Raw genomic sequence first — 24,697 nt, 5'->3', positions numbered from 1 at the left:
TCAGCGCGTCCTGCGCCGGGCCTTCTTCCGTGCTTCCTCCGCCTCCGCCTTGACCTCGCCGGCGTACCGGTCCACGTACTCCTGGCCGGACAGGGCGAGGACCTCGTACATGATCTCGTCGGTGACGGCCCGCAGCACGGCCCGCTCGCCCTCCATCCCCGCGTACCGGGAGAACTCCAGCGGCCGTCCGAAGCGGATCGTGACCCGGCGGATGCTGGGGATCTTCTGTCCGGGCGGCTGGATCTCGAAGGTCCCGACCATCGCGCACGGGACGACGGGCACCCCGGCGCCCAGCGCCATCGCGGCCACGCCCACCTTGCCCTTGTAGAGCCGCCCGTCGTGCGAGCGGGTGCCCTCCGGGTAGATGCCGAGCAGCTCGCCCTTGGACAGCACCCCGAGCCCCTCGCGGAGCGCCGCCTGACCGGCGTCCTTGCCGGAGCGGTCCACCGGGATCTGGCCGGCGCTGCGGAAGAAGGCGGCCGTGAGCCGTCCCTTCACGCCCGGTCCGGTGAAGTACTCGGCCTTGGCGAGGAAGGTGATGCGCCGGTTGAGGATGGCCGGCATCAGGAAGTGGTCGGAGAAGGAGAGGTGGTTGCCCGCGATGATCGCGGCCCCGTCCTCCGGAATGTTCTCCAGTCCTTCGATGCGGGGCCGGAACAGGAGCCGCAGCAGCGGCCCCAGGATCACGTGCTTGAGCAAGTGGTAGAACACCAGGCGGCTCCCGTCGACGTCCCGTGGTCACGGACATCCTACGGACGGCTCGCCAGGGGGGTGCAGGGCGCGGCTACTCAGGCACCTACTCAGGTACTGCGCTCCTCGGGCGCTGCCCTCCTCAGGTACTGCCCGAGGCGGCCATGCCCGCGGTGAGCAGCCCCAGCACGACCCAGCCGAACCACAGCCAGCCGTTGCTTCCGAGGGCCACGGAATACGTGGCGATCGCCACCAGAGAGGCGAAGGTCATCAGTGCCATAGCCTTCACGGATCCGGTCATGCCCCATGGTGGCGCCTGAAGGTGGTCCGGCGCTACTGGCCACGCGCTTGGAGCGAGGCGAGATACGAGTTGTAGGCCGCCAGCTCCTGGTCGCCGTTGCGGTCCTCGGACCGGTCGGAGCGCTTCGCAGCCCGCTGTTCCGAGTGGTACCACTGGTAGACCAGCGCGATCAGCACCAGTACCGAGGGGATCTCGCTGAAGGCCCAGGCGATGCCGCCGCCCCACTGCTGGTCGAGCAGCGGGTCGATGCCGAGGGAGGCGGGCGGGTTCGCGTACGTCTTGATCATCGGCTCGCTGCCCATCATCAGGGCGATGCCGAAGAAGGCGTGGAAGGGCATTCCGGCGAACAGCTCCAGCATCCGCATCACGTAGCCGGGGCGGTGCGGGCCCGGGTCCACACCCATGATCGGCCAGAAGAAGACGAGGCCGACGGCGAGGAAGTGCACCATCATCGCGATGTGACCGGTCTTCGACCCCATCAGGAAATCGAAGAGCGGGGTGAAGTAGAGGCCGTAGAGGCTCGCGATGAACATCGGGATGGTGAACACCGGATGGGTGATCACCTTCATGTACCGGCTGTGCAGGACCAGCAGCAGCAGCTCGCGCGGCCCCTTGTGGCCGCGGGCGGCCGGCGCCAGCGCGCGCAGCGCCAGCGTCACGGGCGCGCCCAGCAGCAGCAGGATCGGGCTGAGCATGCTGATCACCATGTGCTGGACCATGTGCACGCTGAACATGACCATGCCGTAGTCGTTCAGCTTGGTGCACATCATCAGGGCCACGCTCAGCACGCCGATGGTGAAGGCGACCGTCCGCCCGACCGGCCAGGCGTCCCCGCGCCGGCGCAGCCGCACCACGCCCCACCCGTACAGCGCGAGGCCGAGGAGCGAGCCGATCAGGAAGAAGGCGTCGAAGGAGAACTCCAGCCCGCGCCCGAGGGTGAAGGGCGGCAGGTCCATGTCGTGCATGTCCATGCCGTCGTGCGCGAGGTAACTCAATCTCTTCACTCCCTTGACCGTGGTGCCCCACCACAGTAATGCCGCCCCCGGACGGGAATCGTCCGGGGGCGGCCATTACGGGAGTGACGCGCGGAAAGGGGGAAAGATCACAGGACGTTCTGCGCCTCGTCGTAGCGCTCCGACGGGACCGTCTTCAGGGTCTGCACGGCCTCGTCGAGCGGGACCATGACGATGTCGGTGCCGCGCAGGGCCGTGAGCATCCCGAACTCGCCCCGGTGGGCCGCCTCCACCGCGTGCCAGCCGAAGCGGGTCGCGAGGACGCGGTCGTACGCCGTGGGCGTGCCGCCGCGCTGGACGTGGCCCAGGATGACCGGCCGGGCCTCCTTGCCGAGACGTTCCTCCAGCTCGACGGCGAGCCGGTTGCCGATGCCGGCGAACCGCTCGTGACCGTACATGTCGGTGCCGCCCTCCTCCAGCGCCATCGAGCTGCCCTCGGCGGGCTTGGCGCCCTCCGCGACCACGACGATCGCGAAGCGCTTGCCCTGCTCGAAGCGCTCGCCGACGACCGCCGTCAGCTCCTCGATGTCGAAGGGGCGCTCCGGCACGACGATGGCGTGCGCGCCGGCCGCCATGCCCGAGTGCAGGGCGATCCAGCCGGTGTGGCGGCCCATGACCTCCACGACCATGACGCGCTGGTGGGACTCGGCGGTGGTCTTCAGCCGGTCCAGGGCCTCGGTGGCGACCCCGACGGCGGTGTCGAAGCCGAAGGTGACGTCGGTGGAGGCGATGTCGTTGTCGATCGTCTTCGGGACGCCGACGATCGGCAGGCCGCCCTGCGACAGCAGGTTCGCGGCCTTCAGCGTGCCCTCGCCGCCGATCGGGATGATGGCGTCCAGGCCGAGATCGGCGACGTGGCCGCGGGCCCGCTCCACGCCGTCGCGCAGGTGGGCGGGCTGGACCCGGGAGGAACCCAGAATCGTTCCGCCACGGGCCAGGATGCCGCTCACGGCGTCCAGGTCGAGCTTGCGGTAGTCGCACTCCAGCAGGCCGCGCCAGCCGTCGTGGAAACCGATGACCTCGTCCCCGTGGTCGACGACGGCGCGGTGCACGACGGAGCGGATGACGGCATTGAGCCCGGGGCAGTCGCCTCCGGAAGTGAGCACACCAATGCGCATGGCAGGAGGACCTTTGCAACGTGGGCCGACGACCGGACCACGTCGTCCGGTTGGAACTACCCAGCACCCTACAAGCGGATCGAGGGTGGACTGAACCATCCTCCACATGCTGGTCAGATCCGTCGTACGAAAACACGTCGGCCCGGACCCCACCAGGGGAATCCGGGCCGAACAACGGGTGTCGGGAGGGCTACGCGGGCTGCGTGGCCGCCGCGATCCGCTCGGCGCGCAGCGCGTCGTACCAGCGGTCGTCGATGGGCGGCAGCGCGTTCACGTCGAGGGCCAGCTTCAGCAGCAGGTCCGCGATCTGCGGGTTGCGCGCCAGCACGGGACCGTGCATGTACGTGCCGAACACCGTGTCGCTGTACGCGCCTTCGGTGCCGTCACCGGTGCCGTTGCCCCGGCCCATCGAGACCCGGGCGAAGGGCTTGGCCGTCGGGCCGAGGTGCGTGACGCCCTGGTGGTTCTCGAAGCCGGTCAGCTGCGGCAGCCCGAGCCGCGGGTCGATGTCGCCCAGCACGTCGCCGACGCACCGCTCGCCCTCGCCGCGCACGGTCACCACGTCCAGCAGGCCGAGGCCCTGCTGGCGCTCGCCGACGTCGTTGACGAACTCCTGGCCCAGGATCTGGTACCCGGCGCAGACGGAGAAGACGATCGCCCCGTTCGAGACGGCGCGCTCCAGACCGCCGTCGCGCACCAGCCGCTCCGCGGCCAGCCGCTGCGGCCGGTCCTCACCGCCGCCGATCAGGTAGATGTCGCCCGAGGTCGGGATGGGCTGGTCGCTGCGCACGTCCACGCGCTGCACGTCCAGGCCGCGCCGGCGGGCCCGGCGCTCGACGACCAGGGCGTTGCCCTGGTCTCCGTACGTGCTGAGCAGGTCGGGGTAGACCCACACCAGACGCAGGCTGTTGTCGCTCATGCTCTTGTCCTTATGGGTACTAGTTGCCGACGCGGCGGCGCACGTCCTGGAAGGCGGTGTAGTTGGCGATCAGCTCGATCTGTCCGGGCGGCGCCAGCTGCACGGCCTCGTCGAGGGTCTCGCACACCCGGAAGTCCAGGCCCGCGACTTCCAGACGGACCGCGAGGTCGAGCTTGCGGTCGCCGATCACGAAGATCGGGTGGCCGGCCAGGCGCGGGTAGTCCACGTCCCACAGCCAGGAGGTGTCGGTACCGTCCGCGCCGCGGGCGTTGACCGACAGGATCACCGGGGTCGGCGGCGGGTCGATCAGGGAGAAGGTCTCCAGCCAGCCGGCCGGGTTCTTCGCGAGCAGCAGTCGCAGTTCGCGACCCTGGAAGCTCACCACGTCGTAGCGTCCGGCGACGGCCTGCACCTGGTACATCCGCTCCAGCGCCACCTGCGGCGGGACGCCGAAGACGGCTGCCACGGCGGCCGAGGTGGCCGCGTTCGCCTTGTTGGCGCGGCCCGGGAGCTGGAGGCTGATCGGCCAGGCGCTGCCGTGCGGGTCGAGCACGTGGTCACCGGAGAGCACCCAGCTGGGGGTGGGACGCCGGAAGCCGCACTCGCCGCAGAACCAGTCGTCGCCCGGACGCTGCATGACGCCACCGCAGGAGGGGCACGACCAGGCGTCGTCCTTCCATTCCTGGCCGGCGGCGACCCACACCACGTTCTGCGAGGAGGACGCGGCCCACACGATGAGCGGGTCGTCCGCGTTGGCGACCACGACCGCCTTGGAGCCCGAGAGGCCCTCGCGCCACTTCTCCGCGAGCATGCGGGTCTCGGCGGCGCGGTCCAGCTGGTCGCGGGAGAGGTTCAGCAGGGCGATCACCTTGGGGGTGACGTCCCGGGCCACTCCGGCCAGGTACTTCTCGTCCACCTCGATGACGCCGTACCGGGCGTCGGAGCCGCCCGCCAGGGCGGAGGTGATGCCCGCGGGCATGTTCGCGCCCAGCGCGTTGGAGACGACCGGACCGCTGGCCCGCAGGGCCTCCGCGATGAGCCGGGTCGTCGTGGTCTTGCCGTTCGTCGCCGAGACGAGGACGACGTCGAGATGCTGCGCCAGTGCGCCGAGGAGATCGGGGTCGAGTTTGAGCGCGACCTTGCCTCCGATCACCGATCCGCTTCCGCGTCCCGCGGCCCGCGACACCGCCGCCGCGGCCTTGCCCGCCGTCACGGCCAGCTTGGCCCGCGGCGAAAGCGGCTCTGTGTTGCCTGCCATCGTCCCTTGTCCTCCTTGCGTCGGTCGCCCCCAGCCTATCCATGACCTGCCCGCGCCCTGACCGCGGCGCCCCCGGTCCGCCGAAGATCTCCTCATATAGTCGCCCGTCGTACTCTTACGGCCATGCGACAGCGCCCCCTCCCCGGTACCTCCGGCATCGTCCGCACCATGAGCCTGCTGGGCGACCCGGTGCTCCATTCCGCTTGCGCGGAGGTCACCGAGTTCGGCCCGGCCCTCGACCGGCTCATCGAGGACATGTTCGCCACGATGTACGCCGCCCAGGGCGTCGGCCTCGCCGCGAACCAGATCGGCGTCGGGCACCGGGTGTTCGTATACGACTGCCCCGACGACGAGGACGTCCGCCACGTCGGGCACATCGTCAACCCGCGGCTGGTGTCCGCCGACGGGGACGAGTTCCTCGGTCCCGAGGGCTGCTTGTCCCTGCCGGGGCTGGAGGCGGGGACGCTCCGCTACGACAGCGCGGTGGTGGAGGGTGTCACCTCGGACGGCGCGGCCGTGCGGGTGTCCGGTACGGGGTTCTTCGCGCGGTGCCTGCAGCACGAGTGCGATCACCTGGCCGGTGGGGTGTACGCGGAGCGGGTGACCGGGCTGCGTCTGCGCAAGCTGCGGCGGCAGATCCGGAAGGCCGACTGGGGTGCGGCCGGGATCCACGCGCTGGGTGAGTGAGGGCCCGGCGGGGCCGGGGGTTCCCGGGGCTCTGCCCCGCCGGATGACCCCGCGGGGATCAGAAGCCCGGGCCGTCCGCTCTGTTGCCCGCCGTGGCCAGGCGGCCCCAGAGGAGGTCGGTGAGGGCGCCGACGAGTTCGGTGCGGTCGCAGGGGCGTTCGCCGAGCCACCAGTCGCCCGCCGCGTGCATCATGCCGACGATGCCGTGGCCCCAGACCCGGGCCAGGCGTTCGCCGCCGGGGCCGAGGTCCACGCGTTCGCCGATCACCTGCGCCAGTTCCTCGCCGAGGCGGCGCAGCAGCGGGGCCGAGTGCCGGCCGACGTCGAAGCCGCGCTCCGGGGCCTGGGAATCCTCCGCGGGGTGCATGAGGAAGCGGTAGACCTGGGGGCGGGCCTCGATCGCGGCGAGATAGGTGTCGAGGGTGGCCTCCACCCGGCGCCGCCGCTCGGCGGGGGCGTCGAGGGCGGCGCGCAGCGAGTCGAGCAGGGCGTCCGTGTGCCGGACGGCCAGGGCCTGGTACAGGCCCGCCTTGTCGCCGAAGTGGCGGTAGAGGATGGGCTTGGTGATCCCGGCCTCCGCCGCGATGGCGTTCATGGACGCCTTGGGGCCGTCCCTGAGGACGACCCGGTCGGCGGCCTCCAGCAGCTCCCGCCGCCGGCGCTCACCCGCTCCCGGCTCGCCGGACTGCCGTGTGGTCTCCATGCCGTGTCACTCCCCGCCCTTGCGATGTCCTGAGGCCCACGCAACGTAACACCCCGCACACCCCGGAGATCTCATCGGCCGTCACGGATCGCTGCTGCTTGACAGTGCTTACCGGCCGGTAACAGACTGGAGTCGGCGTGGGGGTTACCGTTGGTAACAACTTCTAGGTGAAAGATGGAGGGGACATGGCGGAGTTCACCATGGATCTGAACGACGACCAGAAGCAGGTACGGGACTGGATCCACGGCTTCGCCGCCGACGTGATCCGCCCCGCCGCCGCGGAATGGGACGAGCGCGAAGAGACTCCGTGGCCCGTCATCCAGGAGGCCGCCAAGGTCGGCATCTACTCCCTCGACTTCTACGCCCAGCAGTTCTTCGACCCCACCGGCCTCGGCATCCCGATGGCCATGGAGGAGCTGTTCTGGGGCGACGCGGGCATCGCGCTGTCGATCGTCGGCACCGGGCTCGCCGCCATCGGCGTCGTCGCCAACGGCACCGAGGAGCAGATCGGCACCTGGATCCCGCAGATGTACGGGACCCCCGACGACGTGAAGGTCGCCGCCTTCTGCTCCTCCGAGCCCGACGCCGGCTCCGACGTCGGTGCGATGCGCACCCGCGCCGTGTACGACCGGGCCACCGACGAGTGGGTGCTCAACGGCACCAAGACCTGGGCGACCAACGGCGGCATCGCCAACGTCCACATCGTGGTGGCGGTCGTCGACCCGGAGCTGGGCACGAAGGGGCACGCCTCCTTCATCGTGCCGCCGGGCACCCGGGGCCTTTCCCAGGGGCAGAAGTTCAAGAAGCACGGCATCCGCGCCTCGCACACCGCCGAGGTGGTGCTGGAGGACGTACGGATCCCCGGTTCCTGCCTGCTCGGCGGCAAGGAGAAGCTGGACGAGCGGCTCGCGCGGGCCCACGAGCGGGCCAAGGCGGGCGGCGGGGAGCGAGTGAAGAACGCGGCCATGGCCACCTTCGAGGCCTCCCGCCCCGCCGTCGGCGCCATGGCGGTCGGCACGGCGCGCGCCGCGTACGAGGTGGCGCTGGACTACGCGAAGACCCGTACGCAGTTCGGCCGGCCGATCATCGACAACCAGGGCGTCGCCTTCCAGCTCGCGGACATGCGGACCTCCATCGACGCGGCCCGGCTGCTGGTCTGGCGGGCCTCGTGGATGGCGGTCGCGGGCAAGCCCTTCACCTCGGCCGAGGGCTCGATGTCCAAGCTGTTCGCGAGCGAGACCGCCAAGAAGGTCACCGCGCAGGCGGTCCAGATCCTCGGCGGCAACGGGTTCACCCGCGAGTACCCGGTGGAGCGCATGCACCGCGACAGCGCGATCTACACGATCTTCGAGGGAACGAGCGAGATCCAGCGCCTGGTGATCGCCCGCACCCTCTCGGGCATGCCGATCCGCTAGCGCGGAGCCCCGAACGGGGAAGGGACCCCGGCGCCACGAGGCGCCGGGGTCCCTTGGGGGGTCCGGGGACATGCGGCGGTGGGCGGCGAGCCCGCGGTCCTCAGGGACGCAGCAGGCGGTCCAGCGCGCGGGTGAAGAAGAGCCGGGCCGCCGCCGCGACCAGGGGGTCGAAGGGGCGGCCCAGGCCGCGTACGCGCAGTTCCTCGCGCCATTCGGCCTCGCTGCCGCCCCGGGGCGAGGGGCGGAGCTCGATCTCCGCCCGGCCGGTCACCACGCGGCCGTGTTTGACGAGCCGGACCAGTCCCGCCGAGCCGCCCCGCGGCGGCTGCCAGAGGGTCACCTCCATGGGGTCGTCGAAGGTGATCCTCCCCACGCCCGTACGCATGGTGAAACGGGTCCCGGTGTGCGTCGGAGGCGGCGTTTCGATGATCGCCCGGGTGAGCGGGACGGCGGCGCCGTGGCGTTCCCAGTCGGTCAGCCTCATCCACGCCTCCCCGGGGTCGAGAAGTGTGTGGCGAATGATCCGGATAGCGGGCATGAGCGCATCGTAAGCGGGCATACACACCCTGAACTGGGCGGCGAATATGGGTTCCGTCCGGGGGTGGCGATCAGCAATACTCACCGCCACCGTGGATCGCGGATTCGACCGGGTGACCACCGGCCCTCCCGCCCCACACTGCGAGGAGGTGCGCCATGTGCTCCCACCAGCCCCCCTGCCCGTCCGCCGACAGCGTCGACCACGACGCCGCACGCACCGTGGCCTTCCACCCCGAACAGGGTTGGAATCTGCTCTGCAACGGCGCCGTGGTCTTCGACGACACAGGCGAACTGCTCCCCGACGGCCGCACGGTGGAGCCCCGCCGCCCGGCCCTTGTCTGAGCGAGGAGACAGCATGCGTCAGCAGCTGATCCGAAAGCCCGTTCCGAAGCCCGCACCCCGAGACCTGGATCTGCGTACCCCGTCGGGCAGACCCCTCCCGTACTGACGGGAGCCCTCGCGTTACGCCACGGCGCCACCGGTTGGGCCCACAGGGGCCGGAGTCAGCCGGTGGTCGCCGCCGCGCCGCCCAGGAAGGCACTCTCGTACGCCTCGTCGCCGATCGCCGCCCGGGCCTGCCGTTCGCCCTGGTCGCGCACGGCCGTGAGCGAGGGTGAGCCCCCCATCTGCGGCCGGCCCACCGTGCGCCACCAGGCATGCCCCGTGCCCAGCAGCCGGGCCGCCAGCTCGCCGTCGCCCAGGCCCGCCACGGCCGCCGCCAGCAGGTCGAGGCCGAGCGCGATCCCGAAGCGGTCGCCCAGCAACCGTTTGCCCGACAGCATCGCCCGCGCGTGCCGGGCCGCCTCCCCGTGGTGGCCGAGCCCCAGCGCCGCCATGGCCAGGATGTAGTCCGCGTACGCCCGCAGCCAGCGCTCGCCCAGCTCCGCGCAGGCCTCGCGCAGGCCCTGCGCCTCCCGCTCGGCCTCCTCGAAGCGCCCGAGGTCGCACAGGGCGTAGCCGGTGGCCAGCCGGCACAGCAGCCACCCCACGCCGGCGGTTCTCCCGCCGTGCCCCCCGCGCGCCCGGGGGCCGGCGAGCGCCAGGGCCCGTACGGGATCACCCGGCATCAGCACCGACACCGCGTGCAGGTACGCGGCGCGCAGCTCCGGCTCCGGGTCGGCCAGCGTGGCGGCGGCGCCGGTGCACTCCTTGCCGAGCTCCTCGGCCGTGGCCAGGTCGCCCTGGAGCAGGGTGGTGAGGCCCAGGGCCCACACGGCCTGGACGTACGCGGCCCCCGAGCGCGGGCCCCTGCTCAGGGCCCGCTCGAGGAAGGACCGGCCCTCGCCGACGTGGCCGCAGGAGAACCAGAAGAACCAGAGCGCGCCGGCCGTCTCCAGGGCCGCCGTCGGATCTGAGCGGAGCAGGTGCTCCAGGGCGGTACGCAGCTGCGCGTGCTCGGCGGTCATCCTGCGGTACCAGTCCACCTGGCCGGGGCCCATCCAGCCGGGGTCGGCGGCCTTCGAGAGCGCCGCGTACCAGTGGGCGTGCCGGTCGGCGACGACCCGTTCCTCGCCGAGTTCCGCCAGCCAGTCCTGCCCGTACTCGCGGATCGTGTCCAGCAGTCGGTAGCGGGCGCCCGCGCCCCGCTCCCGGCTGCACCGGACCACCGACTTCGCCACCAGCCCCGCCAGCACCCGCTCCACCCGAGCGGCGGGCAGCGGGCCGCCCGAGCACACCGCGCGCGCCGCGGCGACGTCGAAGTCCCCGGTGAACACCGAGAGCCGGGCCCACAGCAGCCGTTCGACCGGCTCGCACAGCTCGTGGCTCCAGCCGATCGCGGTGCGCATCGTCTGGTGCCGGGGGAGGCGGGCGGTGGTGGTGCCGGAGAGCAGGTCGAAGCGGCCTTCGAGGCGCTGGGCCATCTGCTCCAGGGTCCACCGCCGCATCCGGGCGCCGGCCAGTTCGAGGGCGAGGGGGATCCCGTCCAGGCGGCGGCAGATGTCCGCGGCGAGGCTCGCCCGCTCCGGGTCGGCGAAGGCGGCCGCGGCGTGCGGGGTGGCGGCGAACGCGCGGGCCCGGAACAGGGCGAGGGCGTCGCTCTCGGGCCCTTCGCTGGGCAGCGGGCTGACCTCGACGAGGTGTTCCCCGGGACTGCGGAGCGGCTCGCGGGTGGTGATCATCACCGTCAGGCCCGGCGCGGACTGCAGGAGTTCGCCCACCAGGTGGCGGCAGGCCGCCACCAGGTGCTCGCACGTGTCGAGGACGATCAGCAGCTCCTTGTCGGCCATCCACGCGCACAGTTCCTCGTCCAGGGGACGCGGGGACTGGTGGGCCAGGCCGATGGTGTGCGTGACCGTGGCGGTGAGCAACTCGGCGTCGCGCAGCGGCGAGAGCTCCACCCACCACACTCCGTCGGGCCTGCGCTGGCGCGGGTCGGCGGCGGCCCGGAGGGCCAGCCTGGACTTGCCGACGCCGCCGACGCCCGTGAGCGTCACGAGCCGCCGCTCGCGCAGCAGGTCGGACAGGAGGCCGAGTTCACGCTGGCGGCCCACGAAGCTCGCCGTTTCCGGCGGCAGGTTTCCCGGCACGGCGCCAGAGTCTGGTCCAGGAATGCCGTCCATGGAATCTGCCTGATTGTTGTTGACCGAGTACTCACCGAACACGGGAGTATTCTGCGCGATCTTCCTTCCCGATAGTGCCGTTCGGCCCAGATCGGACGAACGGGTTGTCAGGAAGCGTTACGCAGACCGGGAGTTCAGGCGGCCAGCACGATCCGCCGCTCGGCGGAGAAGGCCCCCCAGGTGCCGTCGGGCAGCCGCGCCCGGAGCTTCACGGTCCATACGGTTCCCGGCGGTTCGGCGACCGTCAGGCGGTGCTCCGCCCGGCCGGCCGGGACGGCGCCCGCGCCGAACTGGATGACGGTGGTGGGGCGGCCGTTGACGTAGAGCTCGTACTCGCTGGTCTCCCGGCCGGTCGCCGGAGGGGTCCAGGCGAGGGTGACCGCGCCCGGCGAGGCGGCCGCGGTGAACTCGTCCGGCGCGGTGCCGGTCCGCTGTCCCGGGCCGGGCGGGGTGCTCACGTCGACGGCGGGGCCGTCGGGGGAGGAGTTGTCGGCGCCGTCGCGGGCCCGGACGGTGAAGGTGTACACGCTGTCGGGCTGGAGGTCCTCCAAGACGGTGGTGGTGACCCCGGGGCCGACCGTGTGGATCCGGGCGTCGCCCTGGTAGACGTCGTAGGCGGTGACGCCCGTGTCGTCGGTGGCCGCGGCCCAGCTCAGCCGGGCGGAAGTGGGCCCGAGCGGTTGGCCGTTCGTACGGGGCGGCGCGGTCGGGGCCAGCCGGTCCTCGGCCGTGGCGGCGGGGGTGGTGGCGGAGGCGGCCGGGCCGGCCGGGGAGGTGTTCCCGGCGGCGTCCCGGGCGCGGACGGTGAACGCGTAGGCCGTCCGCGGGGTGAGGCCCGTGATGTCCGTCATCGTCTTGTCGGCGGGCAGTTCGCGGACCAGCCGGTCCGCCTGGTAGACGAGGAAGGACGTCACCCCGTCGGAGGGCGCGGCCGACAGCCACATGACGTGCACGGTCGTGGCGCTGCCGGCCTGGGCCGTGAGCCCGGCCGGGACCGCCGGGGGCGTGGTGTCGGAGCCGCCGCACGCCGTCAGCGCCACGGCCGCGAGGGCCAGGGCGGGCGCCGCCCCTCCCCGTGCGGACGGCCGCCGGGAGCGGCGCGGGGGGCGCGGCGCGGTGCGGGGTGCGGGGTCGTGCACGGCGGGCGCCCTCTTCTTCCGGTGCTTCGGGTCTTCCGGTGCTTCGGGTCTTCCGGTTCTGCGGGTCTTCCGTTTCTCCCGGCTCCCCGGAAAGGTCTAGACATATATGGCACGCCGCGCGGCGGCCGGGCAAGACCCCTGCGGGCCCCTTCCCGCCGGGGGCGCCCGGTTCGTGTTCTTCCGTTCCCGTCTGGCATTATTGCGAGCTCTTTGCAATAACGAAGGAAGTGCACCAGATGAAGGCCCGGACCGTACGGGGAATGGCCGGGGCGACCGCGGCCGCGGTGATCGTCGCGGGCGCGGCGGCCTGTTCGAACCCCGGGGGAGGTGCCGCGGCGGGCGCCGGGGCAGCCGACTCCGCGGTCGTCGGCATAGCCACCGAGCCGGAGAGCCTCAGCCCGCTGCTGGGCTACGGCAAGGACGGCAACTCGAAGATCTTCGACGGGCTGCTGGCCCACGACGCCGGCATGAAACTGAAGCCCGCACTGGCCGAGGCCCTCCCGGAGGTCTCCGCGGACGGCCTCACCTACACCTACGCGCTCCGCCGGGGCGTGCGGTTCAGCGACGGGCGGCCGTTCGGCGCCAAGGACGTGGTCTTCACATACCGGACGATCCTCGACGCCAAGACGAACAACGCGTCCAAGTCCGAGCTCGACGCGATCGCGGACGTCACGGCGCGCGGCGACGAGGCCGTCGTCTTCACCCTGAAGTACCCCTACGCCCCCTTCGCCGAGCGGACCGTCCTGCCCATCGCCCCCGAGCACCTCGCGGGCGGCCAGGACGTCAACAGCGGCGAGTTCACCACCAAGCCCGTCGGCACCGGACCGTACGTGCTCACCGCCTGGTCCAAGGGGGAGAAGCTGAGCTTCAAGGCCAACCCGACCTACTGGGGCGGCGAGCCGGCGGTGAAGAAGTTCACCATGGCGGTCATCAAGGACGACGACGTGCGCGCCACCCGGCTGCGCTCCGGCGAACTGGACGGGGCCGTCCTGCCGCCGAACCTGGCCAAGGGGTTCAAGGGCGACAAGACGCACAGGACGTACGCGGCCCAGAGCTTCGACTACCGCAACGTCACCCTGCCCACGGAACACCCCGTCACCGGCGACACGGCCGTCCGGCAGGCCCTGGACATCGCCGTGGACCGCGCCACCATGGTCGACAAGCTCCTGGAGGGCGCGGGCAAGGCCGCCTACGGCCCCGTCCCGACCGGCAGCCCCTGGTTCGCCGCCGGCACGGAGCGCGCGTACGACCTCGCCAAGGCCAAGAGGATCCTCGACGAAGCCGGCTGGATCCCCGGCGCCGACGGCATCCGCGCCAGGAACGGGGTCCGTGCCGTCTTCCCGCTCTGGTACACCTCCGGCGACAAGCTCCGCCAGGACCACGCGCTGGCCTTCGCCTCCGACGCCAGGAAGGCGGGCATCCAGGTCACCACCGAGTCCGGCAGCTGGGAGGTCATCGAGCCCCGGATGCGGACCGAGGCCGTCCTCGCGGGCGGCGGCTCCCCGGCCGACCCGGACTTCGACCAGTACCTGACGCTGAACTCCGCGCTCGCGGGCGACGGCTTCAACAACATGGCCCGGTACGAGAACCCGGCCGTCGACAAGGCGCTGCTCGACGGCCGCCGGAGCGCGGACCCGGCCGTGCGCAAGGCGGCGTACGACACGGTCCAGCACGAGCTGGTCAAGAACCCGGGCTACGTCTACCTCACGCACATCGACCACCTCTACGTCGTGGCCGACCGGTGGGACGGACCGTCCACCCAGACCGAGCCGCACGACCACGGCCTCGGAACCGGCCCCTGGTGGAACGTCGAGAGCTGGAAGCCGAAGCAGAAGTGAGCCGTCCCCACCCGCTCCACCGTCTCGACGCACTCCACCGCCTCGACCCGCTCCGCCGTCTCCCGTGGGGGCCGATGGCGCGCATGGCGGGCCGGCGGACGCTGTTCGCCGGTCCGGTCCTGCTCGCCGTCACCTTCGGGGTCTTCGCGGTCGCCGCGCTGTCGCCCTTCGACCCCGTCAAGGCCTACGCCGGGAACGCCGGGCTCACCGCCTCGCAGGCCCGACTGGACCAGCTGCGGGCCAACCTCGGCGTGGACCAGCCCCTGCTCGCGCGCTGGTGGGAGTGGCTCACCTCGGCGGTGACCGGCGACCTGGGCACCTCCTCCGTCATGCGCCAGCCCGTCTCCGACGTCATCGCCGAGCGGCTCGGCTGGTCGGCCCTGCTCGCGCTCTGCGCCTTCGCCGTAGCCGTACTGCTCGGCACCGCGCTCGGCGTGCTGGCCGCGCGCCGGCAGGGCGGGCGCCTGGACCGGGTCGTTTCCGGGCTCGCGTACACCCTCGAAGCGGCCCCCGCCTACTGGCTGGGACTGCTCGCCGTCTGGTTCTTCTCGGTGCGCCTGGGCGTGCTGCCCTCCGGCGGTCTCACCGACGCGGGCAGCGACGTGATCACCGCCGGGCAGGTGGCCCGCCACCTGGTGCTGCCCGCGCTCGTCCTCGGCATCTCCCAACTGCCCTGGTTCTTCCTCTACGTGAGGCAGGGCGTGGCCGACGCGCTGGAGGAGGATCCCGTACGCGGCGCCCGCGCGCGGGGCCTGGGGGAGCGGCGGGTGCTGCTCGGCCACGGGCTGCGCTCCGGCATGCTCCCGATGCTGACCCTGATCGGGTCCCGGGTGCCGGAACTGATCACGGGCGCGCTGCTGGTGGAGACCGTCTTCAGCTGGCCCGGCATCGCCGCGGCCACCGTGCAGGCCGCGACCTCGGTGGACTTTCCGCTGCTGGCCGCGCTGACCGTCCTGGCCACGGCCGCCGTGCTGGCCGGGAACCTGCTGTCCGACCTGCTCTACGGGCTGGCGGACCCGAGGGTGGGCTTCGATGGCTGACACGACCCGGGCGCCCCGCGCGACGCCGCTGCTCTGGCGCTCCCACGGCCGCGACCGGAGCTCCACACGGAACCTGCGGGTGCGGACCTCGGCGGTGATCGTCGTACTGATCGCGCTGGCGGTGCTGCTCGTACCGCCGCTGGTCCAACTCGACCAGCAGGCGGTCGACTTGTCGGCAAAGCTGCTGCCGCCCTCCTGGGCCCATCCCTTCGGCACCGACGACGTGGGCCGCGACCTGCTGCTGCGCTGCGTGTACGGGCTGCGCGTCTCGCTGCTGGTCGGGCTGGTGGCGGCGGTGGTCGCCACCGTTCTCGGCACGGCGGTCGGCGCGCTCGCGGGGGCGCTCGGCGGGTGGCCGGACCGGTGCGTCATGCGGGTCGTGGACGCGCTGTCCTCGATCCCGCACCTGCTGCTCGGCATCTTCATCGTGGCGATGTTCCGGCCGGGGGTGTGGCCCGTGGTCGTCTCCGTGGCCCTGACCCACTGGCTGTCCACGGCCCGCATCGTCCGCGCGGAAGTCCTCTCGCTGCGCTCGCGGCCCTATCTGGACGCGGCCGTCTCGGGCGGAGCCTCCCGGTGGCGGGTGACCGTACGCCACCTCGTGCCCGGAGTCATGCCGCAGGCCGGGCTCGCCGCCGTGCTGATGGTCCCGCACGCCATGTGGCACGAGTCGGCCCTGTCCTTCCTCGGCCTCGGCCTGCCCGCGCACCAGGCGAGCCTGGGCAACCTCGTCCAGACGGCCCGCGGTTCGCTGCTGGCCGGCGACTGGTGGCCCACGCTCTTCCCCGGGCTCCTCCTCATCGTCCCGACCCTGGCGATCGCGGGCCTCGCGGGCGCCTGGCGCGAACGCCTCAACCCCCGCCGCCGCTCGGAGCTCAGCCTTTGAAGGAGCGCAGCCTGTGAAGACCCCCGTCCGTTCGGCATCGGAGCAGGATCCGCAGGCCGCGCCGGAGTCCGCGCGGCCCGTGCTCGAGCTGGACCGGCTCTCCGTGCGCTTCCGCATGCGCGGCGGCCGGTACGTCGAGGCCGTCACCGAGGCCACCCTCGACCTGGCCCCCGGTGAATGCCTCGCGCTCGTCGGCGAGAGCGGCTGCGGCAAGTCCGTACTCGCCTCCGCCCTCCTGGGCCTGCTCCCCGGCAACGCCGAGACCGCCGGCGCCGCCCGGCTCGCCGACGGGACCGACCTGCTCGCCCTCGACGAACGCACCCTCGCCCGGAGCATCCGGGGCCGCCGCGTCGCGCTGGTCCCGCAGAGCCCCGCCGCGCACCTCACCCCGGTCCGCACCATCCGCTCCCACCTGGAGGAGACGGTCCGCGAACTGACCGGGGCCGCCGGACGGTCCGGGGCGGACGTGCGGGAAGCCGCCGAAGCGGCGGCGGAGCGGGCGGCCTTCCCCGCCACCCAGCTCGACCGCCATCCCCACGAGCTCTCCGGCGGGCTCGCGCAGCGGGCCGCCACCGCGCTCGCGCTGATCGGCGACGCGCCCCTGCTGCTCGCCGACGAGCCGACCACCGGCCTCGACCGGGACCTCGTCCACCGCACGGTCGACGAGCTGCGCGCCCACACCCGGGACGCCGGGCGCGCGCTGCTGATGATCACGCACGACCTCGCGGCGGCCCACCGCATCGCCGACACCGTGGCCGTCATGTACGCGGGCCGCATCGTGGAAACCGCCCCCGCCGGAGCCTTCTTCGGGGTGCCGGGCCCCCGCCACCCCTATGCGCGCGGACTCCTCGACGCCCTCCCCGAGCGGGCCTTCACGCCCATCCCGGGCGCCCCGCCCGAGCTCGGCGCGCTCCCGCCCGGCTGCGCCTTCGCCGCCCGCTGTCCGCGCGCCGACTCCCGCTGCCGGGCCGAGCGGCCCGCGCTCACCGAAGGGGTGGCCTGCCACCATGCTTGAGCTCACCGGCATCACCGCCGGCTACGACCGCCGGGCCCCCGTCGTGCGCGGCGCCCGCCTGCGCCTCGCCCCCGGGGAATCCCTCGGACTGCTCGGCCCCAGCGGCTGCGGCAAGTCCACCCTCGCCAGGGTCGCCGCGCTGCTGCACCGGCCCGACCGGGGGACCGTGGCCTTCGGCGGCCGCGCCGTGGCCGGCTTCCGGCACCGGGCGCCGCGGGCCCTGCGCACCTCGGTCGGCATGGTGTTCCAGCAGCCCCGGCTGGCGGCCGACCCCCGGCTCACGCTGCGCGAGCTCGTCGCCGAACCGCTCCGCGCGACCGGGCGCCGTAGCGAAGTCGACGCCACCGTACCCGAGTTGGCGGACCGGGTCGGCCTGGGCGCGGACCTGCTCGGCCGGCGGCCCCACGAGGTCAGCGACGGCCAGCTGCAACGTGCGTGTGTGGCGCGGGCCTTGGTGCTGCGGCCGCGCTGGCTGGTGTGTGACGAGATGACCGCCATGCTCGACGCGTCCACCACGGCCGCGCTGGTCGGCGTGGTGGAGGAGTACCGGGCGGAGTCCGGCGCGGGCCTGCTCGCGGTGGGGCACGATCCCGTCCTGCTCGGACGCTGGTGTGCGGAAACGGTCCACTGGGACGAGATCGTCAAGGACTGAACGCCGGTCACGGACCGTCAACACCCGTTTGGCGGACACGGGTTTCGCCCGAAGGGCCCTCCCACTGCGCCACCATGGCGGCGCGTAAGGAGGTGTTCCGATGGTGATCTCCCTCTCCGTCCTCGTCCTGCTCCTCGTCCTCGCGTGGATCTTCATGCGCGGTGGCGGCCTCAAGTTCTCGCACGCGCTCGTCTGTGTCCTGCTCGGCTTCTACCTCGCGAGCAGCAGCCTCGCGCAGACCATCCACAACGGGGTCTCGGCCACGGCGAACGTGGTCGGCGGCCTCACGCCCTGACCCGCACCCGGTACCAGCCCTGCTCCGCATGCGAGTTGATCAACTGTTGCGCCTTCGTGAATCATCCGGCTCGTCCATGGACTCCTCAGGCAGTGCGATCTAGCGTCTGGCCGCGGCGCGATGTCATACGCAATGTCAACAACTGAGGACAAGGGAGGTGGTCCGGATGTTCCGAAGAACGCTGAACTGCGCCGTGGCACCCGCTCTCGCCGCATTCGCGGTGCTGTACGGGGTCTCGCCGGCCGCCGCCGAGGAGATACCCCTGGCCCCCGGCCACCGCCTGGTCAGCCACTACCAGGGCGGTCCCGCCACCGCCGCCCCGCTCCCCGGCGAAGCGCCGCCGCAGCACCCCTTCCTCGCGCCCAACGGCCGCAGCGGCATGCACTCCGACGCGGCGGGCAGCGCCACCTCGCCCTGGTCGGGACCGCTCGGCAACAAACCGCAGGTGACCAGCGAGAAGATCGCCGCTCTCGGCGGCGAATGCGCCACCGCCACCTTCGACTCCGGCGGCCGGCTGGTCACGGTGTGCGGCACCTTCGGCGGCTTCAAGGTCAAACTGCTGGAGCCCCGTACGCTCGCCACGCTCGCGGAGCACCAGCTCCCGCAGCGTTCCTCGACGGTCCAGGCGATCACCTCGCTCGACTTTTCGAAGATCTTCAAGGACACCTCGGGCGGCGCCTATTTCTACCTGGACAACCAGGACCGGGCGGTGCTGGCCGACTCCCGCCAGCACGTCCTGCGCCTCTCGCACGCCCAGAAGCCGGACGGAAGCTGGCAGTTCACGGTCGACAACGACTGGGACCTCACCGGCCAGGTCCCGCACGACTGCGTCGACTGGACCAACCTGTGGCCCACGGGAACCTGTGATCCGGTCACCTCGGTGATGCCCGACTGGAACGGCCGCATCTGGTGGGTCACCCGACAGGGCCGTGTCGGCACGGTGGACCCGGCGACCTCGGTGATCCGCTCGGTCGGGCTGGCGGGGGAGGAGATCCAGAACTCCTTCTCGGTCGGCGAGGACGGAGTCTCCATCGTCACGGACCACGCGCTGTACAGCTTCGCCGCCTCCCCGGACGGCACCCCCGTCGTGCAGTGGCGCCAGACCTACGACCGGGGTACGGGTACCAAGCCCGGCTCGGTCAACCAGGGTTCGGGCACCACCCCGGACCTCTTCGGTGACGGCTACGTCGCGATCACCGACAACGCCGACGACCGGATGAACGTCCTGGTCTTCAAGCGGGGCCCGGACGTGCCCGAGGGGCAGCGCCTGGTGTGCAAGGTCCCGGTGTTCCGGTCCGGCGCCTCGACCACCGACAACTCCCTGATCACCTGGGGCAACAGCATCGTCGTCGAGAACAACTACGGCTACGAGAACGTCACGTCGCTGGTCCTCGGCAAATCGGTTGTCGGCGGCGTCACCCGCATCGACGTCCGCGCCGACGGCAGCGGCTGCGACACGGTCTGGCAGAGCGCGATCCGCTCGCCCTCCGTGGTCCCGAAGCTCTCCACCGCGAACGGGCTGCTCTACTTCTACGAGAAGGAGCCGAACGTCTGGGGGATCGACGCCTGGTACCTCACGGCCGTCGACTTCCGCACCGGCGAGCGCCGCTGGCGTCAGCTGACCGGCACCGGCCCGCTGTACGACAACAACTGGGCTCCGATCACGCTGGGCCCCGACGGGACGGCCTACGTCGGCGTCTTCAACGGCATCGTCGCGGTCCGCGACGGCCGCTGAGCCACCGCGCCGGGCCGGCGCGCCGTGCGTGAGCGGGGGCCGTCCACCGGACGGGGTCCGCTCACGGCAGGCGGCCCACGCGCTCGATGGCCACCATCGCCGCGTCGTCGCCGAGGAAGCCGTCCGGGGTGTGGGCGAGGAGGTCGGCGCAGAGGTGGCGCAGGAGGGCCTCGGGGCCGTCTCCGGGCCAGTCCGCGGCCCGCTCCCGCAGCGGGTAGAAGGCCCCCGAGGCGTCGCGGGCCTCGATGACGCCGTCCGTGTACAGCAGGACCACGTCCCCCGGCCCGAAGGCGAAGGACTGCGCGGTGAAGCCGGTGTCCACCAGGTCGGACAGGCCCAGCGGCGGCGCCGGGTGGTCCACCTGGAGGGGGACGGCCCGGCCCCCGCGCAGCAGCAGCGGCGGCGGGTGCCCGCAGCTGACCAGCCGGAGGGAGGGCTCCGCGTCGGGGACGTCGAGCACCGCCGCCGTGGTGAACCCCTCCTCCGGCCGGCCGGGGCCGCCGCCCCGGCCGTCCGCGCCCCGGTCCGGGTCGGCCGCCACGGCGGCCTCCAGGTAGCCCACCAGGCCCGGCAGATCGGCCTCCAGGTGGGCCGCGGCCCGGAAGGCGCCCAGGACCACCGAGGCCTCTCCGACCGCCTCCAGCCCTTTGCCGCGGACGTCGCCGATGAGCAGCCGGGTGCCGTCGGTGGTGCGGGCGGCCGCGTACAGGTCGCCGCCGATCTGTGCCTCGGTCTCGGCCGACAGGTACACCGAGGCGATCCGCAGCGGGCCCATCCGGTCGCGCAGCGGTCGTAGGATCACCTGCTGCGCCGCGACGGCCACGGAGCGCAGCCGGGTGAGCTGGCGCTCGTGGACTTCGCGCAAGTGTGCGAAGAAGGTGACGAAAGCCGAGATCAGCACGAGGGCGATGATCTGGAAGGTGTGGTTGAGGTCCGTCAGGGAAGTGCGCGCGATCGCCACCGCCACCTGCGCGAGGACCGCCACGGCGCCGACGAACCCGGTCGTGCGCGGACCGGCGAAGGAGGCGGTGAGGGCCGGGGCGGCCACCAGGAAGGGCCCCAGGTGGACCTCCGGCGGCGCCAGCACGTCGACCACCGTGACCACGGCGATCAGCGCGAACGGGACCGACAGCAGCACCGCGCGTGATTCCCGGAACCTGCTGGAGCGCGGGTGCGCCGGTGAGGGGTCCATGCCTCCTGCATACACCGCGCACGGCCGGGCGGCACCCGCTCAGGCCGTGTGGCCGGGGCGGGTGCCGCCCGGGTGGTGCTCAGGTGGTGCTCAGGGTGCCGGGGGCGTCAGCTCACCTGGAGGGTGACGTCGTCCACGACGAAGGAGGTCTGCAGGGAGGCGTCCTCCACGCCCTGGAACTTCAGCGTGACCGTCTGGCCGGCGAACTGGGAGACGTTGAACGTCTTGAGCTGGTAGCCCGCGGCCGCGTTCACGTTGGACAGGCTCGCCAGCGTCTGGCCGCCCACCGAGACGGTGAAGGTGTCGTAGACCGTGTTCTCGGTCTCGGCGGTGTCGATGTGCAGGTAGAAGCCGAGCTGGTACGAGGAGCAGCCGGTCGGGATGGTCACGGACTGGGCGGCGCTGTCCGTGCGGGGCGTGCCGTAGCCGTTGAGCCAGGCCTTGTAGGTGCCGCCGTGCGGGGTCTGGCCGGCCTGGTTGGTGATGACGTTCGTGGTGGTCGTCCACGGGGTGGTGCCGCTCTCGAACCCGCCGTTGGAGACGAGCTGGCGCGGGGTGCAGGAGGGGCCGGTGCCCGTGACGGTCAGGGTGTAGGTGGTGGTGTGGCTGACCGAGCCCGAGCCGGTGACGGTCAGGGTGTAGGTGCCGGGCGCGGTGCTCGCGCCGACCTGGACGGAGAGCGTGGAGGAGCTGCCCGACTGGACCGAGGCCGGGCTCAGCGAGGCGGTGGTGCCGGCCGGGGCTCCGGTCACCGACAGGGCGACGGTCTGGGCGGCGCCGCTGGTGGTCGCGGTGTTGATCGTGGAGGTGGCGGTGCCACCCTGGGCGGCGCTGCCGGTGGCCGGGGAGGCGCTGATCGAGAAGTCCGGGCCGGGGGTGGTGCCGCCGACGGCCTGGTTCCAGACTGTGTAGGCCACGCCGTCCGCGCTGCGGTCCAGGACCGTCGCGCTGATGTTGTTGGTGGTGTCGCAGGAGGCGTGGTAGCAGGGGTCGTACGCCGCGTTCGCGGTGCCGCCCCACTTCGCGGCCTGCGCCGAGGTCTTGCGGGCGCTGGCCCCGGCCGCGTAGCCGGAGGTGGGGATGCCGCCCTGCTGGAAGGAGTAGTCGTCACTGCGGCCCTGGCCCTCGGTGTTCTCCTCGGGGGCGAGGTTCAGAGAGGTCCAGTACGCCTTGAGCGGGGCGGCCGCGGTGGAGTTGACGTTGTTGATGAAGTAGCCGCCGTTGGTCGAGCCGACCATGTCGAAGTTGTAGTAGGCCTTGATGGCGGTCCTCTGGGTGCTGGTGAGCTGGTTGACGTAGAACTTCGAGCCGTTGAGGCCCTGTTCCTCGTCGGTCCACCAGGCGAAGCGCACGTGCTTGGTCATGGTCGGGTTCTTCTGGGCGAGGGCGAGCGCGTTCTCCAGCAGGGTCGCGGAGCCCGAGGCGTTGTCGTTGATGCCCGGACCCGCCGAGACGCTGTCGAGGTGCGCGCCGAACATGATCGTCTGGTCGGCGGGGCCGCCGGGCCAGTCGGCGATCAGGTTGTTCGACGGGTAGGTGCACGAGGTGCAGTTCTGCTCGGTCACCGTGTAGCCGGCGGCCTGCAGCTTGCCCTTGACGTACGCCAGCGACGCGGTGTAACCCGCGCTGCCCGCCCGGCGGTTGCCGCCGTTCTGGGAGGCGATCGTGCTGAACTGGGTCAGGTGCGCCTGGACGGCGGCCACGTCGATGTTCGGTGCGCCGGGGTTGGGGGTGGTGCCGCCGATGGTGAGCGCGTAGTCGACGGTGTGCGAGAGGGTGGTGCCCTGGCCCTTGACCACGACGGTCGAGGATCCGGGGGCCGCGCTGGAGGAGGCGGTCAGGGTCAGCGTCGAGGACTGGCCGGACTGCACGGTGGCCGGGCTGAAGGTGGCGGTGACCCCGGCCGGGAGGCCGGACGCGGTGAGGGTGACCTGCTGGGCCGTGCCCGTGGAGATCGCGGTGGCGACCGTGGTGGTGGCCGAGGCGCCCTGCTGGACGGTGCCCGAGGGCGGGTTCAGCGCCAGTGAGAAGTCGCTGTTCTGGCCGCTCGGGGTACACGTCGGGTCACCGGTCTGGGCGGGCACGCTGATGGCGTCCCAGGCGGCCTTGGTCTTGTTGAACAGGCCGCAGGTGGTGTCCAGCGACTTGGCGGAACTGAGCGTCGCCGTACGGTACTTCTTGTAGGACATGCTGGAGGTCTTCAGCAGCATGCCGCCGTAGAAGATCTTGCCGGCGTTCTGGATGCCCACACCGGTCAGCGTGGACTGGTTGCAGGTGCTGCTGTTGGGCTTGCCGCCGCCCGGACTGGTGCCCTCGGCGAGCAGGTAGAACCAGTGGTTCAGCGGGCCGGCGGCCGCGTGCACCTCGGTGCCCGGTATCGAGGAGCTGTAGCAGGACGGGTCGTTGTTGACGGCCGGCGGGTTGTACATGTTGCGGATCGGACCGTTGCCCACGAGGTTGATCGTCTCGCCGACGAGGTAGTCCGGAGTGTCGTACGGGGAGGGCTGGTTGATGAAGGCCTCGGTCAGCGCGCCGAAGATGTCACCGGTGGCCTCGCCGAGCCCGGACTCCTGGCCGCTCGTGCCGCCGGGGGTGTTGGAGTCGATGGCGTGCCCGTACTCGTGGGCCACCACGTCCACGCCGGCGATCCACTCGTTGGCGTTGTTGTGCCCGATGGTGACCGTGCTGCCGTCCCAGTAGGCGTTCACGTCGTTCAGCCCGACCTTGGCCGGGAAGCTGCGGCCGCTGCCGTTGACGCCGTTGCGGCCGAGCCACTGGCTCAGCATGTCCCACTGCTTCTGCGCGGCGAACATCAGGTCCACGCAACCGGTCTCCTTGGAGGTCGGGTTGCCGGTTCCCCAGGAGTCGGTGGACTTCGAGAAGACCGTTCCGCTGCTGTAGTCGGCGCAGCTCAGACCGGTCCGGTTCGGGTCGCGCAGGGAGTACGTGCTTCCGGAGGCCGTGGTGTCGATGGTCAGCGGGTTCGGGCCGTTCCACTTGCTGTTGCCGCTGCCCGCGACCACCTCGTCGAAGGTGTCGACGACCTTGCCGGTGCGGGCGTCCACGAACACGTGGAGCTTGCTGGGCGCCTTGGCGGTCCGCCCGGTCAGGACGGTCTCCCAGGCCAGTACCGCCTTGTCGTCCTTGAGCTTGACGACGAGCCGGCTGCTGTCCACCTTGTCGGTCTTGACCTGCCGGCCGCGCGAGACGGCCTCGGCGGCCTTCGCCGAGAACGACGCGGTGGTCGACACGTCGATCACGGTCGCGGAGGCCGACTGGAGGGCGCGCACCCGGCCCTCGCCGTCGGCGAGGACGACCGCGTCGCCGCCGACGACCGGCAGGCCGCGGTAACTGCGCTCGTACGCGACGGAGTACAGGTCCTTGACCCAGGGGGTGACCAGGCGCCGGTCGTACTGCTGCTGCGGGGAGTTGACCAGGCTGTCGAGGCCGCTGCGCACGGCCGCGTCGGCCGCGGCGACCGCCCGTTCGGCAGAGCTGGACGGTCCGGGGTCCGAGTTCTGCGAGGCGGTGGCGGTGGTGGCCAGCGTGCCGGCGAGGCCCGTGGTCAGCACCATGGCCGCGAGGGCGGCCAGCCATCTGGTGGGCTGCAAGAGTCCACTCCGATCGTGTGGGGGGATGGGGCGGGGGCGGTGCGGGGACGGGCGGGGATGGGCAGGAAATGGCGGTGGGGCGGTCTGGCTGT

Annotated in this window: 22 protein-coding genes; 10 read left to right on the top strand and 12 right to left on the bottom strand. The window is 72.1% G+C overall.

What is annotated here, in order from left to right; translation table 11 throughout:
* From ACIQV3_RS08985 to ACIQV3_RS08960, 6 genes are all read right to left on the bottom strand, one after another.
* Positions 1-711 (bottom strand): lysophospholipid acyltransferase family protein, encoded by a 711-nt coding sequence (locus ACIQV3_RS08985; RefSeq protein ID WP_403711218.1) that lies wholly within the window; start codon positions 709-711, stop codon positions 1-3.
* 121 nt (positions 712-832) lie between these two features.
* Positions 833-991 (bottom strand): hypothetical protein, encoded by a 159-nt coding sequence (locus ACIQV3_RS08980; RefSeq protein ID WP_403711216.1) that lies wholly within the window; start codon positions 989-991, stop codon positions 833-835.
* A gap of 32 nt (positions 992-1,023) precedes the next feature.
* Positions 1,024-1,962: a cytochrome c oxidase assembly protein gene (locus tag ACIQV3_RS08975; protein WP_403711631.1), complete on the bottom strand. Its 939-nt coding sequence runs from the start codon at positions 1,960-1,962 to the stop codon at positions 1,024-1,026.
* A gap of 131 nt (positions 1,963-2,093) precedes the next feature.
* Entirely contained in the window at positions 2,094-3,122 is a 1,029-nt protein-coding gene (locus ACIQV3_RS08970) for a 6-phosphofructokinase (protein ID WP_327307928.1), read from the bottom strand.
* 190 nt (positions 3,123-3,312) lie between these two features.
* Positions 3,313-4,041: a type 1 glutamine amidotransferase gene (locus ACIQV3_RS08965; protein WP_403711214.1), complete on the bottom strand. Its 729-nt coding sequence runs from the start codon at positions 4,039-4,041 to the stop codon at positions 3,313-3,315.
* Positions 4,042-4,060: 19 nt separating this feature from the next.
* Positions 4,061-5,299 carry a MurT ligase domain-containing protein gene (locus ACIQV3_RS08960; protein WP_266876101.1) on the bottom strand — a complete coding sequence of 413 codons (1,239 nt, stop codon included), beginning with the start codon at positions 5,297-5,299 and terminating at the stop codon, positions 4,061-4,063.
* A 123-nt stretch (positions 5,300-5,422) separates the two neighbouring features.
* Between ACIQV3_RS08960 and def the strand changes: the two genes are divergently transcribed.
* Positions 5,423-5,986, top strand: coding sequence for a peptide deformylase (gene def / locus ACIQV3_RS08955; protein WP_403711212.1), 564 nt, complete (start codon positions 5,423-5,425; stop codon positions 5,984-5,986).
* A 58-nt stretch (positions 5,987-6,044) separates the two neighbouring features.
* Here def and ACIQV3_RS08950 read toward each other — a convergent pair whose 3' ends face one another.
* On the bottom strand, positions 6,045-6,689 hold the full coding sequence (locus tag ACIQV3_RS08950; RefSeq protein ID WP_403711210.1) for a TetR family transcriptional regulator: 645 nt from the start codon (positions 6,687-6,689) through the stop codon (positions 6,045-6,047).
* A 185-nt stretch (positions 6,690-6,874) separates the two neighbouring features.
* Between ACIQV3_RS08950 and ACIQV3_RS08945 the strand changes: the two genes are divergently transcribed.
* A complete protein-coding gene (locus tag ACIQV3_RS08945; protein ID WP_403711208.1) occupies positions 6,875-8,104 on the top strand; it encodes an acyl-CoA dehydrogenase family protein in 1,230 nt (409 codons plus the stop codon).
* A gap of 100 nt (positions 8,105-8,204) precedes the next feature.
* Here the strand turns inward: ACIQV3_RS08945 and ACIQV3_RS08940 are convergent, their stop codons facing one another.
* Positions 8,205-8,642, bottom strand: coding sequence for an SRPBCC family protein (locus ACIQV3_RS08940; protein ID WP_403711206.1), 438 nt, complete (start codon positions 8,640-8,642; stop codon positions 8,205-8,207).
* 155 nt (positions 8,643-8,797) lie between these two features.
* On the opposite strand from ACIQV3_RS08940, the gene ACIQV3_RS08935 reads away from it, so the two are divergent.
* A complete protein-coding gene (locus tag ACIQV3_RS08935) occupies positions 8,798-8,983 on the top strand; it encodes a DUF5999 family protein (protein WP_250740159.1) in 186 nt (61 codons plus the stop codon).
* 161 nt (positions 8,984-9,144) lie between these two features.
* Here ACIQV3_RS08935 and ACIQV3_RS08930 read toward each other — a convergent pair whose 3' ends face one another.
* Both ACIQV3_RS08930 and ACIQV3_RS08925 read right to left on the bottom strand, forming a co-directional pair.
* Complete coding sequence (locus ACIQV3_RS08930) at positions 9,145-11,169, bottom strand: ATP-binding protein (protein WP_403711204.1); 2,025 nt, start codon at positions 11,167-11,169, stop codon at positions 9,145-9,147.
* Between the two features lie 167 nt (positions 11,170-11,336).
* The gene (locus tag ACIQV3_RS08925) at positions 11,337-12,341 is read right to left on the bottom strand and encodes a fibronectin type III domain-containing protein (protein ID WP_403711202.1); all 1,005 of its coding nucleotides are present in this window, start codon (positions 12,339-12,341) and stop codon (positions 11,337-11,339) included.
* A 236-nt stretch (positions 12,342-12,577) separates the two neighbouring features.
* Here ACIQV3_RS08925 and ACIQV3_RS08920 point away from each other — a divergent pair, with 236 nt between their 5' ends.
* From ACIQV3_RS08920 to ACIQV3_RS08890, 7 genes are all read left to right on the top strand, one after another.
* A complete protein-coding gene (locus tag ACIQV3_RS08920) occupies positions 12,578-14,179 on the top strand; it encodes an ABC transporter substrate-binding protein (RefSeq protein WP_403711200.1) in 1,602 nt (533 codons plus the stop codon).
* A gap of 74 nt (positions 14,180-14,253) precedes the next feature.
* Entirely contained in the window at positions 14,254-15,219 is a 966-nt protein-coding gene (locus ACIQV3_RS08915; RefSeq protein WP_403711628.1) for an ABC transporter permease, read from the top strand.
* Complete coding sequence (locus tag ACIQV3_RS08910; RefSeq protein ID WP_403711198.1) at positions 15,212-16,105, top strand: ABC transporter permease; 894 nt, start codon at positions 15,212-15,214, stop codon at positions 16,103-16,105. The genes ACIQV3_RS08915 and ACIQV3_RS08910 overlap by 8 nt, the downstream gene beginning before the upstream one ends.
* A gap of 115 nt (positions 16,106-16,220) precedes the next feature.
* Positions 16,221-17,120 (top strand): ABC transporter ATP-binding protein, encoded by a 900-nt coding sequence (locus tag ACIQV3_RS08905; protein WP_403711626.1) that lies wholly within the window; start codon positions 16,221-16,223, stop codon positions 17,118-17,120.
* Positions 17,113-17,772, top strand: a complete 660-nt coding sequence (locus tag ACIQV3_RS08900; RefSeq protein WP_403711196.1) for an ABC transporter ATP-binding protein — start codon at positions 17,113-17,115, stop codon at positions 17,770-17,772. Before ACIQV3_RS08905 ends, ACIQV3_RS08900 begins: the two co-directional genes overlap by 8 nt.
* A gap of 100 nt (positions 17,773-17,872) precedes the next feature.
* Positions 17,873-18,067 carry a hypothetical protein gene (locus tag ACIQV3_RS08895; RefSeq protein WP_403711194.1) on the top strand — a complete coding sequence of 65 codons (195 nt, stop codon included), beginning with the start codon at positions 17,873-17,875 and terminating at the stop codon, positions 18,065-18,067.
* Positions 18,068-18,233: 166 nt separating this feature from the next.
* Positions 18,234-19,802 (top strand): hypothetical protein, encoded by a 1,569-nt coding sequence (locus ACIQV3_RS08890; protein WP_403711192.1) that lies wholly within the window; start codon positions 18,234-18,236, stop codon positions 19,800-19,802.
* Positions 19,803-19,863: 61 nt separating this feature from the next.
* On the opposite strand, the gene ACIQV3_RS08885 is transcribed toward ACIQV3_RS08890, so the two are convergent.
* Positions 19,864-20,994 carry a PP2C family protein-serine/threonine phosphatase gene (locus tag ACIQV3_RS08885; RefSeq protein WP_403711190.1) on the bottom strand — a complete coding sequence of 377 codons (1,131 nt, stop codon included), beginning with the start codon at positions 20,992-20,994 and terminating at the stop codon, positions 19,864-19,866.
* A gap of 107 nt (positions 20,995-21,101) precedes the next feature.
* Positions 21,102-24,569, bottom strand: a complete 3,468-nt coding sequence (locus ACIQV3_RS08880; RefSeq protein WP_403711624.1) for a M28 family peptidase — start codon at positions 24,567-24,569, stop codon at positions 21,102-21,104.
* Between the last annotated feature and the right edge of the window lie 128 nt (positions 24,570-24,697).

Source organism: Streptomyces sp. NPDC099050 (genome assembly GCF_044759865.1).
Taxonomy (GTDB): Bacteria; Actinomycetota; Actinomycetes; order Streptomycetales; family Streptomycetaceae; genus Streptomyces.
The sequence above is the reverse complement of the archived record's forward strand: the minus strand, read 5'-3'. Positions and strand labels throughout refer to the sequence as shown.

Coding starts and splice junctions, on each gene's coding strand:
- ACIQV3_RS08885 (WP_403711190.1), bottom strand. CDS start 20,994: ATGGACCCCTCACCGGCGCACCCGCGCTCCAGCAGGTTCCGGGAATCA.
- ACIQV3_RS08915 (WP_403711628.1), top strand. CDS start 14,254: ATGGCGCGCATGGCGGGCCGGCGGACGCTGTTCGCCGGTCCGGTCCTG.
- ACIQV3_RS08880 (WP_403711624.1), bottom strand. CDS start 24,569: ATGGTGCTGACCACGGGCCTCGCCGGCACGCTGGCCACCACCGCCACC.
- ACIQV3_RS08945 (WP_403711208.1), top strand. CDS start 6,875: ATGGCGGAGTTCACCATGGATCTGAACGACGACCAGAAGCAGGTACGG.
- def (WP_403711212.1), top strand. CDS start 5,423: ATGCGACAGCGCCCCCTCCCCGGTACCTCCGGCATCGTCCGCACCATG.
- ACIQV3_RS08905 (WP_403711626.1), top strand. CDS start 16,221: ATGCGCGGCGGCCGGTACGTCGAGGCCGTCACCGAGGCCACCCTCGAC.
- ACIQV3_RS08910 (WP_403711198.1), top strand. CDS start 15,212: ATGGCTGACACGACCCGGGCGCCCCGCGCGACGCCGCTGCTCTGGCGC.
- ACIQV3_RS08965 (WP_403711214.1), bottom strand. CDS start 4,041: ATGAGCGACAACAGCCTGCGTCTGGTGTGGGTCTACCCCGACCTGCTC.
- ACIQV3_RS08980 (WP_403711216.1), bottom strand. CDS start 991: ATGACCGGATCCGTGAAGGCTATGGCACTGATGACCTTCGCCTCTCTG.
- ACIQV3_RS08960 (WP_266876101.1), bottom strand. CDS start 5,299: ATGGCAGGCAACACAGAGCCGCTTTCGCCGCGGGCCAAGCTGGCCGTG.
- ACIQV3_RS08975 (WP_403711631.1), bottom strand. CDS start 1,962: ATGGACATGCACGACATGGACCTGCCGCCCTTCACCCTCGGGCGCGGG.
- ACIQV3_RS08920 (WP_403711200.1), top strand. CDS start 12,578: ATGAAGGCCCGGACCGTACGGGGAATGGCCGGGGCGACCGCGGCCGCG.
- ACIQV3_RS08895 (WP_403711194.1), top strand. CDS start 17,873: ATGGTGATCTCCCTCTCCGTCCTCGTCCTGCTCCTCGTCCTCGCGTGG.
- ACIQV3_RS08970 (WP_327307928.1), bottom strand. CDS start 3,122: ATGCGCATTGGTGTGCTCACTTCCGGAGGCGACTGCCCCGGGCTCAAT.
- ACIQV3_RS08900 (WP_403711196.1), top strand. CDS start 17,113: ATGCTTGAGCTCACCGGCATCACCGCCGGCTACGACCGCCGGGCCCCC.
- ACIQV3_RS08890 (WP_403711192.1), top strand. CDS start 18,234: ATGTTCCGAAGAACGCTGAACTGCGCCGTGGCACCCGCTCTCGCCGCA.
- ACIQV3_RS08935 (WP_250740159.1), top strand. CDS start 8,798: ATGTGCTCCCACCAGCCCCCCTGCCCGTCCGCCGACAGCGTCGACCAC.
- ACIQV3_RS08940 (WP_403711206.1), bottom strand. CDS start 8,642: ATGCCCGCTATCCGGATCATTCGCCACACACTTCTCGACCCCGGGGAG.
- ACIQV3_RS08950 (WP_403711210.1), bottom strand. CDS start 6,689: ATGGAGACCACACGGCAGTCCGGCGAGCCGGGAGCGGGTGAGCGCCGG.